The sequence below is a fragment of the Pseudomonas sp. AC252 genome (assembly GCF_979258105.1).
Genome location: NZ_OZ409837.1, coordinates 4,372,550 through 4,387,344, shown reverse-complemented (window position 1 = coordinate 4,387,344; position 14,795 = coordinate 4,372,550). Strand labels below are relative to the sequence as shown.

Here is a 14,795-nt window from a genome sequence, read left to right as displayed (position 1 = left end):
GTTTCAGCTGATGTCACAGACACCGTCCCATCCGCCGGTCACCGACCCGGTATCGCCTTACGAATCCTTTCATTCAAAAAACTGCACGACGCCGCCGAGCGCGCGCTCGACCATTACCTCGCGCCGACCAATATCAACGCTACGCCCTACAGTCCCAACACCCTGTTTATGGTCAACCCGGAATCAGACACCGAATCGCTGCTGGTCAACGCCTGCGAATCCCTGGCCTCAGCCACGGTGATGCTCGGTGATTTCGCCGGGATGCTGGAGGGCTCACGGCGCAATACCCTGTTGGGCATCGCGCAGGTGGTCATGCTAGGAGAATTGGCCGTGAACAAAGCGTTGGATAACGTAGTGCCCACCGACTGAACAACGGCATCGGCCGTGCAGGCGTGCTGGCACCCTGCGCGGCGATGTTCGTTTCGAACAACACCTGGCCGGTATTCCCACCTCGCCCCCCATACCTTCGTATACCCCTCTTCCACCCATGCGTACCCCACGCACACCGATGGACAACTGCGCCCGCAGCCTCCCCGCCCTAGCATGGCTTTCGACAGCGAACGATTGAGCGCCAGGCAGTACGGCAACCAGTTGCGGCGGCCAGTGATCGTCACGCCAGAGTCCGCGTCGGGCTCAGGTGTCATCCATCCATCAGCGTCAGGGAGCACATTATGAAACAGCAATTATTGGTGATCGGTGCGGGGTTCGGCGGGCTGTGGAGTGCGCTGAGCGCTGCGCGTTTGCTGGATATGCATGACCGTCAGGATGTCGAGATCACCTTGCTCGCCCCGCAAGCCGAGTTGCGCATTCGCCCGCGCTTCTACGAGCCGGATGTGCACAGCATGTACGCGCCGCTCGACGCGCTGTTCGATGCGGTGGGTGTGCGTTTCGTCAAAGGCACCGCTGACAGCATCGACGCCGAGGCGCGCCGAATCGGTTACCGCGACGAGGCCGGGCGTCCGGGTCAACTGAGCTACGACCGGCTGGTTCTCGCCAGCGGCAGCCAGCTCGCACGGCCGCCGGTTCCGGGGCTCAAGGAGCATGCGTTCGATGTCGATCAGATCGAATCCTCGGCGCGTCTGGAACGCCATCTCATCGCCCTCGCCGACCAACCGGCCAGCGTTGCGCGCAACACCGTGGTGGTCGCCGGTGGTGGTTTCACCGGGATTGAAACCGCGACGGAAATGCCGGCGCGCCTGCGCGCGATTCTCGGTGAGGATCAAGATCTGCGCGTGATCATTGTCGATCGCAGCAAGGACATCGCCGCGACCATGGGCGACGGTATTCGTCCATCGATCATCGAGGCGTCCAATGAATTGGGTATCGAATGGATCGTCGACGCCAGCGTTGCTGCCGTGGATGCCAATGGCGTCACCCTCGCCGATGGCCGCCACATCGAAAGCCACACCGTGATCTGGACCGTAGGTTTCCGCGCCAGCCCGCTCACTGAACAACTCGACGCCGAACGCGATGGCCAAGGCCGCCTGCATGTCGACGGCAACCTCAAGGTGCAAGGCATCGATCATGTATTTGCCGCCGGTGATGTCGCTCGCGCCGCCACTGATGACCTCGGCAACTACGCGGCAATGTCTTGCCAGCATGCGATCAGCCTGGGCCGTTATGCCGGCAACAACGCCGCCGCCGATCTGCTCGGTGTTGCCCCGACAATGTACCGCCAGCCCAAGTACGTGACTTGCCTGGATCTGGGCGCCTGGGGCGCGGTGTACACCGAAGGCTGGGATCGTCAGTTGAAACTGGTCAAGGCTGAAGCCAAAGAGCTGAAGACGCAAATCAACACGGTGTGGATCTACCCGCCCGCCGCCGATCGTCGCGCTGCCCTCGCGGCCGCCGACCCGCTGATCCCGGTTGCCTGATTTCACCCTGCGTTTTAGCCCTGAGAACAAGGAGAACACCATGACCCTGCATCTGGATTCCTTCACCGCCAACCGCGCGGTAGCCCTGCAAAGCCCGAGCGAAGAACTGGTGCCGTCGCGCTACGCTCTGCGCCTGGGCGACATCGATGTGATGGTGATCAGCGATGGCGTGCTGCCGTTGCCGACCCAGACCATGTCGACCAACGCCGATCCCGCCGACCGTGCCGCCTGGTTCAAGGAAATGTACCTGGGCCCCGATGCGTTCGACTGGGCGCTCAACGTGCTGGTGGTGCGCAGCGGCGAGCAAGTCATCCTCGTCGACGCCGGTCTCGGTGGCCAGTTCCCCGGTTTCCCGCGCGCCGGGCAGTTTCCCAAGCGCCTGGCCGCTGCCGGGGTGGACCTCGCTGATATCACCGATATCGTCATCACCCACATGCACATGGACCACATCGGCGGCCTGCTGGTCGACTCGGTGAAAAGTCGTCTGCGTGAAGACGTGCGTATCCACGTCACCGCCGCCGAAGTGAATTTCTGGACCACGCCGGACTTCACCTACACCGACATGCCCGCGCCTGTGCCGGACGTCCTGCGCAGCACTGCCAACGCGTTCATCGATCACTATGAAAGCAAGCTGCAGATCTTTGAAGACGAATGCCAGGTTGCTCCCGGCGTAGTCGCCAAACTCACCGGCGGGCATACGCCTGGCCACTGCGTGGTCTACGTCAACTCCGGCGGCGAGCGCCTGACCTTCGCCGGTGATGCGCTGTTCCCGGTGGCGTTCGATCATCCTGATTGGCACAACGGTTTCGAACACGATCCGGCGAAATCGGTGGAAGTCCGAGTGCGCATGCTCAAGGAAGCCGCCGCCAGCGGCGAACTGTTCGTCGCCACGCATCTGGCCTTCCCATCGGTGGGCCGAGTGGCGGTCAATGGCGATGCGTTCCGCTGGATTCCGGCGATCTGGGATTACTGATTGCGGGTCTGAAAAGCGTCGCCCGGCCACTTGCCGGGCGAAGCTGTTGCGGGCGACCTGAAGTGACTGCGCCGGCAAGGTTTTCCAGATCCTGAGAATCCTTGGAGAACCGCGTTCCAGAGCGTTTCGTTTCGCTGATCACCTGATCAGAAAATCCTTTGAATTTTTTTGTCGGACAAAATCATTTACGTATGAGCGTAAGGAGGAACTCATGCGTAGCACCGATATTTTCGTCATCGAATACAAACTGCACGACCAGCCAAAATCATTCGTCATCCGCGCCAAGAGTATGCGCAACGCCGACGCTTGGCATTGGGCGAGCTGTGACGCCGGTATTGCGCCGATTCCAAAACCGGGCAAACCGCCGTTGAAAGTCGTTTCCAAACCCCAGGCCGAGCGCTACGGCATCACTGATGTGAAGTGGCGCGAAACCGCAGCACTGGACTGGACGGAGGCTTAAACAAACCGAGTCGCTTAACTGAGCTTGCATGTCAGCCAGGCGCCCCAGAACAGACTGCTGAAAAACCGCGTCGCGTCGCCGAACCCCGCGTCATGCAACAACGCCTGAACCGCCGCCTCCGAGTGCGGCGGATCAGCACCCTGCAAAATCTTCCCGAGTTTCACCTGCACCTCCTCGGCGGTGGCGCCCTGCTGTCGCCAGCGCTGGCTCCAGGCTTGCAGCAGCAACGGCTGACTTTCATAAGCGTAATGATTGCCAGCGACGATCAACGGCGCGCCAGGTTTGAGCCGGGCGTGAATGGATTGCAGGATCTGTTGCTTGGCCGTGTCGCCGGCCAAGTGATGCAGGACGCCGATCAGCGTCGCGGCATCGAAGGACGCGTCTGCCGGCAAGTCTTCGACATGGCCGAGATGTATTCGGGTTCTGTGCAGCAAATCATTAGCGCGCAAGTGCTCGGTGGCGGCATCCAGCATCGGCTCGGAAGGATCGACTGCAGTGAAATTCCAGCTTGGCTCCAGCGCGGCCATGGCGATGATTTCCTGCGCGGTGCCACCTGCGCCCACCACCAGCACTTTTGCCGGACGCGACGGGCCGAGGCTGGCGGCCAGCATGCAGGCGGAAAGATCGTGACAGGCATCGTAGCCGGCCAGGGCAATCCGGCTTTGCCTGGCGTATTCATTGGCTCTGGAGTTGTCGAATTTGCCGGCGGGATCGATGGCGGGTTGAGTCATGGTGATTCTCCTTGTCCTTCACGGGCACGCTACGCCATGAGCGAACAGAAGAAAAATCCAATGATTTCATGGGGGATATTCCGCTGGGGAATACGCCGGCCCGCCGTCGTCAGGTCTGCCGGGCCGCTCAGGTGCCTAACGTCAATCCATTGGCCGGCAAGGGCAGCGCAGTTTTGTAGCGCACCTGCTTGAGGGCAAAGCTCGAGCGAATGTTGGCGACGCCAGGCACCTTGGTCAGAAAATCCATCATGAAGCGTTCCAGCGACTGGATGCTCGGCACCAGCACGCGGATCAGATAATCCGGATCGCCGGCCATCAAGTAGCACTCCATCACCTCAGGCCGGTCAGAAATCGCTTCCTCGAAATGCTGCAGCGCCTCTTCCACCTGTTTCTCCAGGCTGACGTGAATGAACACGTTCACGTGCAGCCCCAGCAGATCGGCATCCAGCAGCGTGACCTGTTCGCGAATCAGGCCCAATTCTTCCATGGCCTTGACCCGGTTGAAGCATGGCGTCGGCGACAGGTTCACGGAGCGGGCGAGGTCGGCGTTGGTGATGCGCGCGTTCTCCTGAAGGCTGTTGAGAATGCCGATATCGGTACGGTCCAGTTTGCGCATGAGACAAAACCACCTGTTTTTTATGTTTATGCAGAATTTCTATCTGCAAATGGTCGCCAGCGCAACGAAACACAGAGAAATATTCTTCTTGGCCGCGCCTATGATTGTTGTAGGACAAGATTTCCTCTACCCAGGAATGACTGCCAGCTCACTACAAGAAATTCACAAGATCGAGCGTAGAAGCCATGACCCAAGCGTATGAACCGCTGCGCCTGCACGTCCCTGAACCCTCGGGCCGTCCCGGCTGTAAAACCGATTTTTCCTACCTGCATCTGACCGATGCCGGTACGGTGCGCAAACCTCCAATCGATGTAGAACCTGCCGACACCGCCGACCTGGCGCGAGGCCTGATTCGCGTGCTCGACGATCAGGGCAACGCCCTCGGCCCATGGGCTGAAAACGTGCCGGTCGAGATGCTGCGCAAAGGCATGCGCGCGATGCTCAAGACGCGCATCTACGACAACCGCATGGTCGTCGCCCAGCGCCAGAAAAAGATGTCGTTCTACATGCAGAGCCTCGGCGAAGAAGCCATCGGCAGCGCCCAGGCGTTGGCGCTGAACATTGATGACATGTGCTTCCCGACCTACCGCCAGCAAAGCATCCTGATGGCCCGCGATGTGCCGCTGGTCGACCTGATCTGCCAACTGCTGTCCAACGAGCGCGACCCGCTCAAGGGCCGCCAGTTGCCAATCATGTACTCGGTCAAGGACGCCGGTTTCTTTACCATTTCCGGCAACCTCGCCACCCAATTCATTCAGGGTGTCGGCTGGGGCATGGCTTCGGCGATCAAGGGCGACACCAAAATCGCCTCGGCGTGGATCGGTGACGGCGCCACCGCCGAATCCGACTTCCACACCGCCCTGACCTTCGCCCACGTATACCGCGCGCCGGTGATCCTCAACGTCGTCAACAACCAGTGGGCAATTTCCACCTTCCAGGCCATTGCTGGCGGTGAGGCTACGACTTTCGCCGGACGCGGCGTCGGTTGCGGCATCGCTTCGCTGCGTGTCGACGGCAATGACTTCTACGCGGTCTACGCCGCTTCCGCCTGGGCTGCCGAACGCGCCCGGCGCAATCTCGGCCCGACCATGATCGAATGGGTCACCTACCGCGCCGGCCCGCACTCGACTTCCGATGATCCTTCCAAATACCGCCCTGCCGATGACTGGAGCCACTTCCCTCTCGGCGATCCGATTGCGCGCCTGAAACAGCACCTGATCAAGGCCGGCCACTGGTCCGAAGAAGAGCACGCCGCCGTTAGCGCCGAACTCGAAGCCGAAGTGATCGCCGCGCAGAAACAGGCCGAACAGTACGGCACCCTCGCCGGCGGCCAGATTCCGAGCGCCGCGACCATGTTCGAAGACGTCTACAAAGAGATGCCGGAGCACTTGAAGCGCCAGCGTCAGCAGTTGGGGATCTGACATGAACGATCACAACAACAATATTCAGTTGGAAACCGCCATGACCACGACCACCATGACCATGATCCAGGCCCTGCGCTCGGCCATGGATGTGATGCTTGAGCGCGATGACAACGTCGTCGTCTTCGGTCAGGACGTCGGCTACTTCGGCGGCGTGTTCCGCTGCACCGAAGGCCTGCAGACCAAGTACGGCACCTCGCGGGTGTTCGACGCGCCGATCTCGGAAAGCGGCATCGTCGGCGTGGCCGTCGGCATGGGCGCCTACGGTTTGCGTCCGGTTGCGGAAATCCAGTTCGCCGACTACGTCTACCCCGCCTCCGACCAGATCATTTCCGAAGCGGCACGCCTGCGTTATCGCTCGGCCGGTGAGTTCACCGCGCCGATGACCCTGCGCATGCCGTGCGGCGGCGGCATCTACGGCGGCCAGACCCACAGCCAGAGCATTGAGGCGATGTTCACTCAGGTCTGCGGTCTGCGTACGGTGATGCCGTCCAACCCGTATGACGCCAAAGGCCTGCTGATTGCCTCCATCGAAAACGATGACCCGGTGATCTTCCTCGAGCCGAAACGCCTGTACAACGGCCCGTTCGATGGCCATCACGACCGTCCGGTAACCCCGTGGTCGAAACACCCTGCCGCGCAAGTGCCGGATGGGTATTACACCGTGCCGCTGGATGTCGCCGCGATCACTCGTCCGGGCAAAGATGTGACGGTGTTGACTTACGGCACCACCGTTTATGTGTCGCAAGTGGCTGCCGAAGAGTCCGGCGTGGATGCCGAGGTCATCGACCTGCGCAGCCTGTGGCCGCTGGACCTGGACACCATCGTCAAATCGGTGAAGAAAACCGGTCGTTGCGTGGTGGTTCACGAAGCCACGCGCACCTGCGGTTTCGGCGCCGAACTGGTGTCGCTGGTGCAAGAGCATTGCTTCCATCACCTGGAAGCGCCGATCGAACGCGTCACCGGTTGGGACACGCCCTACCCGCACGCGCAGGAGTGGGCGTATTTCCCAGGGCCGTCCCGAGTGGGTGCGGCGTTGAAACGGGTCATGGAGGTCTGAATGGGCACGCACGTTATCAAGATGCCGGACATCGGCGAAGGCATCGCAGAAGTAGAACTGTCGCAGTGGCACGTCAAGGTGGGCGATCTGGTGGTTGAAGACCAGGTGCTGGCGGATGTGATGACCGACAAGGCGATGGTCGATATTCCTTCGCCAGTGCACGGCAAAGTAATTGCGCTCGGTGGTCAGCCGGGTGAAGTGATGGCAGTCGGCAGTGTGCTGATCAGCATCGAAGTTGAAGGTGCAGGCAACCTTAAAGAGTCCGCCGCGCCTGTTGTTACGAAAGAGCCTGTTGCGCCGACAGTTGAAGCCGTCGTGGAGAGCAAACCTGTTGCAGCCGCGCCGCGCCCTGCCCCTGCTCCTGCCTGCCAAGGCCCGATGGTTGCTCGCGAACCAGACGAACGCCCGCTCGCCTCGCCGGCCGTGCGCAAACATGCGCTGGATTTGGGTATACAACTGCGGCTGGTTCGCGGCAGCGGCCCGGCCGGTCGTGTGTTGCACGAAGACCTCGAGGCTTATCTGGCGCAAGGTCAGTCGAACGCTTCGGCGCCGGCCGCTGCCGCTTACGCCCAACGCAACGACGAAGAACAGATTCAAGTGATCGGCATGCGCCGCAAGATCGCTCAGCGCATGCAGGACGCCACTCAGCGTGCCGCGCATTTCAGCTACGTCGAAGAAATCGACGTTACCGCGATAGAAGAACTGCGTGCGCATCTCAATGAAAAGCACGGCGCCAGCCGAGGCAAGTTGACCTTGCTGCCATTCCTGGTACGTGCACTGGTTGTCGCTCTGCGCGACTTCCCGCAGATGAACGCCCGTTACGACGACGAAGCGCAAGTCATCACCCGTCTCGGCGCGGTGCATGTCGGTGTCGCCACGCAAAGCGATGTCGGCCTGATGGTGCCCGTGGTGCGTCACGCCGAAGCGCGCAGCCTGTGGGACAGCGCCGCGGAAATTTCGCGTTTGGCCAATGCCGCACGCAATGGCAAGGCCAGCCGCGATGAGCTGTCCGGTTCGACCATTACGCTGACCAGCCTCGGCGCATTGGGCGGGATTGTCAGCACGCCGGTGCTGAATCTGCCGGAGGTGGCTATTGTCGGCGTGAACAAAATCGTCGAGCGGCCGATGGTCGTCAAAGGCCAAGTCGTAATCCGCAAGATGATGAACCTCTCCAGCTCCTTCGATCACCGCGTGGTCGATGGCATGGATGCGGCGCTCTTCATCCAGGCCATCCGTGGCTTGCTCGAACAACCTGCCACTCTGTTTGTGGAGTAAGCCTGCATGCAATCTCTGAACACGACGCTGCTGATCATCGGCGGCGGCCCTGGTGGTTACGTCGCCGCGATCCGCGCCGGACAACTGGGCATCCCGACCATTCTGGTCGAAGGCCAATCGTTAGGCGGCACCTGCCTGAATATCGGCTGCATTCCGTCAAAAGCGCTGATTCATGTCGCTGAGCAGTTTCACCAGACGCAGCATCACAGCCAGCATTCGGCGTTGGGCATCAACGTTGCCGCGCCGACCCTGGATATCAGCAAAAGCGTCGAGTGGAAGGACGGCATCGTTGATCGCCTGACCACTGGTGTCGCGACACTGCTGAAGAAGAACAAGGTCCAGGTTGTCAACGGCTGGGCGAAAATCATCGATGGCAAAACCGTGGAAGTCGGCGATACGCGCATCCAGTGCGAGCATCTGGTGCTGGCCACCGGTTCGACCAGCGTCAACCTGCCGATCCTGCCGATTGGCGGGCCGATCATCTCCTCCACCGAAGCGCTGGCGCCGACGTCCGTGCCAAAACGCCTGGTGGTGGTCGGCGGTGGTTACATCGGCCTGGAATTGGGCATTGCCTATCGCAAGCTCGGCGCCGACGTCAGCGTGGTCGAGGCACAGGATCGCATCTTGCCCGCTTACGATGCTGAGCTGACGCAACCGGTACATGAAGCGCTGAAGCAACTGGGCGTGAAGCTGTACCTCAAGCACAGCGTGCTGGGTTTCGATGGCACATTGCAGGTGCGCGATCCCGAGGGTGAAAGCTTGAACCTGGAAACCGATCAGGTGCTGGTCGCCGTCGGGCGCAAACCCAACACTCAAGGCTTCAATCTCGAAGCCCTGAACCTGGACATGAACGGTTCGGCGATCAGGATCGACAGCCGTTGCCAGACCAGCATGCGTAATGTCTACGCCATTGGCGATGTCAGCGGCGAACCGATGCTCGCGCACCGCGCCATGGCCCAAGGCGAGATGGTTGCCGAGCTGATCAGCGGCAAAACCCGTGAGTTCAACCCCACCGCCATCGCTGCCGTGTGCTTTACCGACCCGGAACTGGTGGTGGTCGGCAGAACTCCGGACGAAGCCAAGGCTGCCGGGCTGGACTGCATCGTTTCCAGTTTCCCGTTCGCCGCCAACGGCCGGGCGATGACCCTGGAATCGAAAAGCGGCTTCGTGCGCGTGGTTGCTCGTCGGGATAATCATGTGATTGTCGGTTGGCAAGCGGTGGGCGTTGGGGTTTCCGAGTTGTCGACGGCGTTTGCGCAAAGCCTGGAAATGGGCGCGCGGCTGGAAGACATCGGCGGCACCATTCATGCGCACCCAACCTTGGGCGAAGCGGTGCAGGAGGCGGCATTGCGTGCGCTGGGGCATGCGCTGCATCTGTGACAGATGCAGCCGAATGCCGCTGTGGCGAGGGGATTTATCCCCGCGGGGTTGCCCAGCAACCGCAAAATCGGCCACCGCCGAACGTCAGATATCTGAGCCAAAGGGGCCGCTTCGCAGCCCAGCGGGGATAAATCCCCTCGCCACAAGCTGCGAAACCGCTCAAGAATGAAGTATTGTTGTGCCCATCCAAAAAACGTCAGAAGCCTTGAACCGTTTCGGCGGTTGTTCAGTGATAGAGGGTGTCATGGGTAACGAAAGCATCAATTGGGACAAGCTGGGTTTTGACTACATCAAGACCGACAAGCGCTATCTGTCGTACTTTCGCGATGGCGAGTGGGACAAAGGCACCCTGACCGAAGATAACGTCCTGCACATCAGCGAAGGCTCCACTGCCCTTCACTATGGTCAGCAGTGCTTCGAAGGCATGAAGGCCTATCGCTGCAAGGACGGCTCGATCAACCTGTTCCGCCCGGACCAGAACGCCCTGCGCATGCAACGCAGCTGCGCGCGTCTGCTGATGCCGACGGTCGACACCGAGCAGTTCATCGAAGCCTGCAAAGCCGTGGTTCGCGCCAACGAGCGTTTCATCCCGCCGTACGGCACCGGCGGCGCGCTGTACCTGCGCCCGTTCGTGATCGGCGTCGGTGACAACATCGGCGTACGCACCGCGCCCGAATTCATTTTCTCGATCTTCTGCATACCGGTCGGCGCCTACTTCAAGGGCGGCCTGACCCCGCACAACTTCCAGATCTCCAGCTACGACCGCGCGGCCCCACAAGGCACCGGTGCGGCCAAGGTCGGCGGCAACTACGCCGCCAGCCTGATGCCGGGCTCGAAAGCCAAGAAAGCCAACTTCGCCGACGCGATCTACCTCGATCCGATGACCCACACCAAGATCGAGGAAGTCGGTTCGGCCAACTTCTTCGGAATCACCCACGACAACAAGTTCGTCACCCCGAACTCGCCATCGGTCCTGCCAGGCATCACCCGCCTGTCGCTGATCGAGCTGGCGAAATCGCGTCTGGGCCTGGAAGTGGTTGAAGGCGACGTGCTGATCGACAAACTGGCGGACTTCAAGGAAGCCGGTGCCTGCGGTACCGCTGCCGTGATCACGCCGATTGGTGGCATCAGCTACAACGATCATCTGCATGTATTCCATAGCGAAACCGAGGTAGGCCCGGTGACCCAGCAGCTCTACAAAGAGCTGACTGGCGTGCAGACCGGCGACATCGAAGCGCCAGCGGGCTGGATCGTCAAAGTTTGAATTGACGGTTATTGATGTTGGAAAGCCCTCCATTGAGTGATGAATGGAGGGCTTTTTGCTGGGCTACAGAAGACCAAAAATCAAAGACCGCAGCCTTCGGCAGCTCCTACACGGTCTCTGTGAGCTGCCGAAGGCTGCGATCTTTTGATCTTCTATTTCAAAGCAATCCGCTTTCCGGCTCGACTGGCAATCCCACTCGCCTGCCCATTCTGTTGCTTGCCCATTCGCGCCTGGGTGATCAATCCCGGTATCAACTCCCCCTCCGGCAGGTTCTTCCAGAACCGCACCGGCAAATGCCCTTGCATGACCTTCGGGTTCAACCGCGCCGGGTTGAAGATGTGGCTGTAGTAGGTCAACCACAAATCGCCGTGAGGGTCGTCGACGTTCTGTGCCAGTTGCTGCCATTCGATCGGGCACTGCCGTTCGTGAATCAATTGCTCGCCGTCGTAATAAACGCCGTCACGCGGCGTGGCGATCAACCAGCGATGCTGGCCCATGCGCCCGATGAAGTGCGCGCTGGCGCTGTGCAGAATGTCATGGGCCGGCTCGTGCCACGCCACGTATTGTGGACCGGGCTGATCCTTCGGCCGCTCGATAAAACGCACAAACGCATGCAGATGATGGCCCTCGCGGCTGACCTGTTTGATACGGCGCTGCAATTCGCTGCCGAGTTTATCGCCGGCCATCATCGCCGTGCGGTCGCCGTGACTGACGCGCCAGAGCACTTCATACAACAGGCTCCAGCGCTGTTCACCGCGATAGCGCGACGCTTGCTCGAGGGTGTCGAGCAGCGCACGGGGAATACGCGCCTGAAACGGCCCCTGCCCTTCCGGCACGTGATCATCACTGGCAAACAGATCGCCAACGCCTTCCGCCGCCCAGCTCACCAGACTTGGATCGATTTCATGGCTGAGCAACCAGCGCGCCTGCTGACGCCATGTGTCGAACAGATCGTCGCAATCGAGACTGATCATCCCCACAACCCCATCTGCTGCGGCATCGGCCGGTCGCGCAATTGCTGGTAGAGCATGTGGCTGGTGACTTCCGCCTGCTGCGGATGGTAGTCGCTGGTGATGATGAACGGCTTGGCCTTGGCCAGCACACAGCGCATCCGCGCTACGTCTTCGTAACGGATGCGGCGCTGGCGGCGCAGCTCGACCAGGCGCTCGGTGGTGCGCAAGCCAATGCCGGGGATGCGTGCGATCAATGACGCGTCGGCACGGTTGAGGTCCAGCGGGAACACTTCGCGATTTTCCAGGGCCCAGGCCAGCTTCGGGTCGATGTCGAGCGCCAGATTGCCCGGCCCCTTGAGTAATTCATCAGCGCTGTAGCCGTAGCTGCGCAGGAGGAAATCGGCCTGATACAAACGGTGCTCGCGCATCAGCGGCGGCGCGGCGAGCGGTACGCTTTTCGGGCTGTCGGGGATCGGGCTGAACGCCGAGTAATAAACCCGGCGCAGACGGAAGTTGCCATACAGGGACTGGGCGCTGTGCAGGATGGTGCTGTCATCGGTGTCATCGGCACCGACAATCAATTGCGTGCTCTGCCCGGCCGGGGCGAACTTGGCCGAGCGCGGCTCGTTCAACACCGTTTGCACGCCGGTGTAGATGGTGTTCATCGCTTGCTTGATCGAGGTGATGTCCTTCTCCGGCGCCAGCGTCTGCAGGCTGGCGTCGGTGGGCAGTTCGATGTTGACGCTGAGACGGTCGGCATAACGCCCGGCTTCTTCGATCAAGGCAGGATCGGCTTCGGGAATGGTCTTCAAATGGATGTAGCCGCGAAATTCGTGCTCTTCGCGGAGCAACTTGGCGACGCGCACCAGTTGCTCCATGGTGTAGTCCGCCGAACGAATGATCCCGGAACTGAGAAACAGGCCGCTGACGCAGTTGCGCCGGTAGAAATCCATGGTCAGCGTCACGACTTCTTCCGGGGTGAAGCGTGCACGCGGTACATCACTGGAACGGCGATTGACGCAGTACTGGCAATCGTAAAGGCAGAAGTTGGTCAGCAGGATTTTCAACAACGACACACAGCGCCCGTCCGGCGTGTAGCTATGGCAAATGCCCATGCCATCCGTCGAACCTAGCCCGCTCTTGCCCTCGGAGCTGCGTTTGGGCGCACCGCTGCTGGCGCAGGAGGCGTCGTACTTGGCGGCGTCGGCGAGGATGCTGAGCTTGTCGATGATTTGCATGGCACGGGCTCTTTACTGTGTGCATATACAGTATAGGCTCGACCGCCGCGAAACAAGTTGACGGATGACCCCTCGTCGGCTGGCCATCCAGTTTGCGGCGTGTGGGAGCGAGCCTGCTCGCGAAGAGGCCCTGCCAGTCACCGCAACTCAGTGATCAAACCGCCCACTGCAGGATCAACCAGCAATTCGCCCCGCTGATCAACACAAACAGCCCCCACGCCAGCACCCGCGTCGGCCAGCGATTGACGAACGGCCCCATCAATTGTCGGTCGTTGGTCATGCGGATCAACGGGTACAGGGCGAACGGCAGTTGCAGGCTGAGCACGACCTGGCTCAACACCAGCAACTTGCCGATCGCGCCGTCACCGAGCAGCCAGACGCCGATGAACGCCGGAATCAGCGCCAGGCCACGAGTGATCAGCCGCCGCTGCCAGCACGGGATGCGCAGGTTCAGATAGCCCTCCATGATCACCTGACCGGCGATGGTCCCAGTGAACGTCGAACTCTGCCCGGACGCCAGCAGTGCCACACCGAACAACACACTCGCCAGCGCACCGCCCACCAGCGGATCGAGCAAGTGATAGGCGTCCTGAATGTCGACCACATCGGTGTGTCCGGACTGGTGGAACGCCGCCGCGGCGAGAATCAGGATCGCCGCGTTGACCAACAACGCCAAGGCCAGCGAACCGATGGTGTCGATCCGCGCCAGTTTCACCGCGTCCTGCTTGCTCGCCAGATCCTTGCCGATCATCCGCGTCTGCACGATCGAGGTGTGCAGATAAAGGTTATGCGGCATCACCGTGGCACCGAGGATGCCGATGGCCAGATACAGCGGCGCAGCATCGCCAATAGCCGACAGCGACGGTTTGAAGCCCATCGCGACGTCTGGCCAGTAGGGTTTGATCAGCAACAGCTCAACGAAAAAACACACGCCGATAGTCGCGACCAGCACCAGCATGATCGCTTCGAGACGGCGGAAACCACGGTTTTGCAGGGCCAGCACCAGCAGCGTGTCGAACGCCGTCAAAGCGATGCCGAAGGTCAGCGAACAGCCGAGTAGCAGGTGAAATGCCAAGGCGCAGCCAAGCACTTCGGCGAGGTCGGTGGCGATGATCGAGATTTCCGCCAAGACCCACTGCAAACGCGCGGTCGGCGTGCTGTAGCGCTCACGGGACAGCTGCGCCAGATCGCGCCCGGTTGCGATGCCCAACCGCGAGCACAGGCACTGCACCACCATGCCGGCCAGACTCGCCAGCAACACCACGAACAACAGGCTGTAGCCAAAGCGCGAACCGGCCTCAATCGCGGTGGCCCAGTTGCCCGGGTCCATGTAGCCGATCGACACCAGCAAACCGGGGCCGGCAAAACGCAGCACACGTTTGAAGAAGGAAGCAGTCGGATCGACCGCGACGCTACCGGCGACTTCCGGCGGGCAAAACGGCGCGGTGGCGATTTTGGGCAAACTGAATTTCACGCACACATCCAGAAACAAACACGGGAGCCCGGCAGCTTAGTCGTTTCGCCCAAAGCCTTGAAGAGCAAAGATCGCA

General features: G+C 61.0%; 13 protein-coding genes and 1 pseudogene. 9 read left to right on the top strand and 5 right to left on the bottom strand.

What is annotated here, in order from left to right; genetic code table 11:
• Positions 1-10: 10 nt before the first annotated feature.
• From ACZZZ4_RS20145 to ACZZZ4_RS20130, 4 genes and pseudogenes are all read left to right on the top strand, one after another.
• Positions 11-369 (top strand): annotated as a pseudogene (locus ACZZZ4_RS20145) (DUF6124 family protein).
• Between the two features lie 302 nt (positions 370-671).
• On the top strand, positions 672-1,874 hold the full coding sequence (locus ACZZZ4_RS20140; protein ID WP_434768570.1) for an NAD(P)/FAD-dependent oxidoreductase: 1,203 nt from the start codon (positions 672-674) through the stop codon (positions 1,872-1,874).
• A 40-nt stretch (positions 1,875-1,914) separates the two neighbouring features.
• Positions 1,915-2,847, top strand: coding sequence for an MBL fold metallo-hydrolase (locus tag ACZZZ4_RS20135; protein WP_039762195.1), 933 nt, complete (start codon positions 1,915-1,917; stop codon positions 2,845-2,847).
• Between the two features lie 211 nt (positions 2,848-3,058).
• The gene (locus ACZZZ4_RS20130) at positions 3,059-3,307 is read left to right on the top strand and encodes a DUF6555 family protein (RefSeq protein ID WP_039762197.1); all 249 of its coding nucleotides are present in this window, start codon (positions 3,059-3,061) and stop codon (positions 3,305-3,307) included.
• A gap of 14 nt (positions 3,308-3,321) precedes the next feature.
• On the opposite strand, the gene ACZZZ4_RS20125 is transcribed toward ACZZZ4_RS20130, so the two are convergent.
• Together ACZZZ4_RS20125 and bkdR are read right to left on the bottom strand one after the other, a co-directional pair.
• A complete protein-coding gene (locus ACZZZ4_RS20125) occupies positions 3,322-4,038 on the bottom strand; it encodes a class I SAM-dependent methyltransferase (RefSeq protein WP_463548562.1) in 717 nt (238 codons plus the stop codon).
• 127 nt (positions 4,039-4,165) lie between these two features.
• On the bottom strand, positions 4,166-4,654 hold the full coding sequence (bkdR, locus tag ACZZZ4_RS20120) for a Bkd operon transcriptional regulator BkdR (protein WP_039762201.1): 489 nt from the start codon (positions 4,652-4,654) through the stop codon (positions 4,166-4,168).
• A 185-nt stretch (positions 4,655-4,839) separates the two neighbouring features.
• Between bkdR and ACZZZ4_RS20115 the strand changes: the two genes are divergently transcribed.
• From ACZZZ4_RS20115 to ACZZZ4_RS20095, 5 genes are all read left to right on the top strand, one after another.
• Positions 4,840-6,075, top strand: a complete 1,236-nt coding sequence (locus ACZZZ4_RS20115; protein WP_463548561.1) for a thiamine pyrophosphate-dependent enzyme — start codon at positions 4,840-4,842, stop codon at positions 6,073-6,075.
• Position 6,076: 1 nt separating this feature from the next.
• The gene (locus ACZZZ4_RS20110; RefSeq protein WP_039762207.1) at positions 6,077-7,135 is read left to right on the top strand and encodes an alpha-ketoacid dehydrogenase subunit beta; all 1,059 of its coding nucleotides are present in this window, start codon (positions 6,077-6,079) and stop codon (positions 7,133-7,135) included.
• Positions 7,136-8,410, top strand: coding sequence for a dihydrolipoamide acetyltransferase family protein (locus ACZZZ4_RS20105; RefSeq protein ID WP_463548560.1), 1,275 nt, complete (start codon positions 7,136-7,138; stop codon positions 8,408-8,410).
• A 6-nt stretch (positions 8,411-8,416) separates the two neighbouring features.
• Entirely contained in the window at positions 8,417-9,790 is a 1,374-nt protein-coding gene (gene lpdA, locus ACZZZ4_RS20100) for a dihydrolipoyl dehydrogenase (RefSeq protein ID WP_463548559.1), read from the top strand.
• Between the two features lie 244 nt (positions 9,791-10,034).
• Entirely contained in the window at positions 10,035-11,054 is a 1,020-nt protein-coding gene (locus tag ACZZZ4_RS20095) for a branched-chain amino acid aminotransferase (protein ID WP_039762213.1), read from the top strand.
• Between the two features lie 152 nt (positions 11,055-11,206).
• Here the strand turns inward: ACZZZ4_RS20095 and ACZZZ4_RS20090 are convergent, their stop codons facing one another.
• The 3 genes from ACZZZ4_RS20090 to ACZZZ4_RS20080 form a co-directional block, all read right to left on the bottom strand.
• Complete coding sequence (locus ACZZZ4_RS20090) at positions 11,207-12,028, bottom strand: TIGR03915 family putative DNA repair protein (protein ID WP_463548558.1); 822 nt, start codon at positions 12,026-12,028, stop codon at positions 11,207-11,209.
• Positions 12,025-13,245: a putative DNA modification/repair radical SAM protein gene (locus ACZZZ4_RS20085; RefSeq protein ID WP_039762216.1), complete on the bottom strand. Its 1,221-nt coding sequence runs from the start codon at positions 13,243-13,245 to the stop codon at positions 12,025-12,027. The genes ACZZZ4_RS20090 and ACZZZ4_RS20085 overlap by 4 nt, the downstream gene beginning before the upstream one ends.
• A gap of 154 nt (positions 13,246-13,399) precedes the next feature.
• Positions 13,400-14,719: an Nramp family divalent metal transporter gene (locus tag ACZZZ4_RS20080; protein ID WP_039762218.1), complete on the bottom strand. Its 1,320-nt coding sequence runs from the start codon at positions 14,717-14,719 to the stop codon at positions 13,400-13,402.
• Positions 14,720-14,795 lie beyond the last annotated feature (76 nt).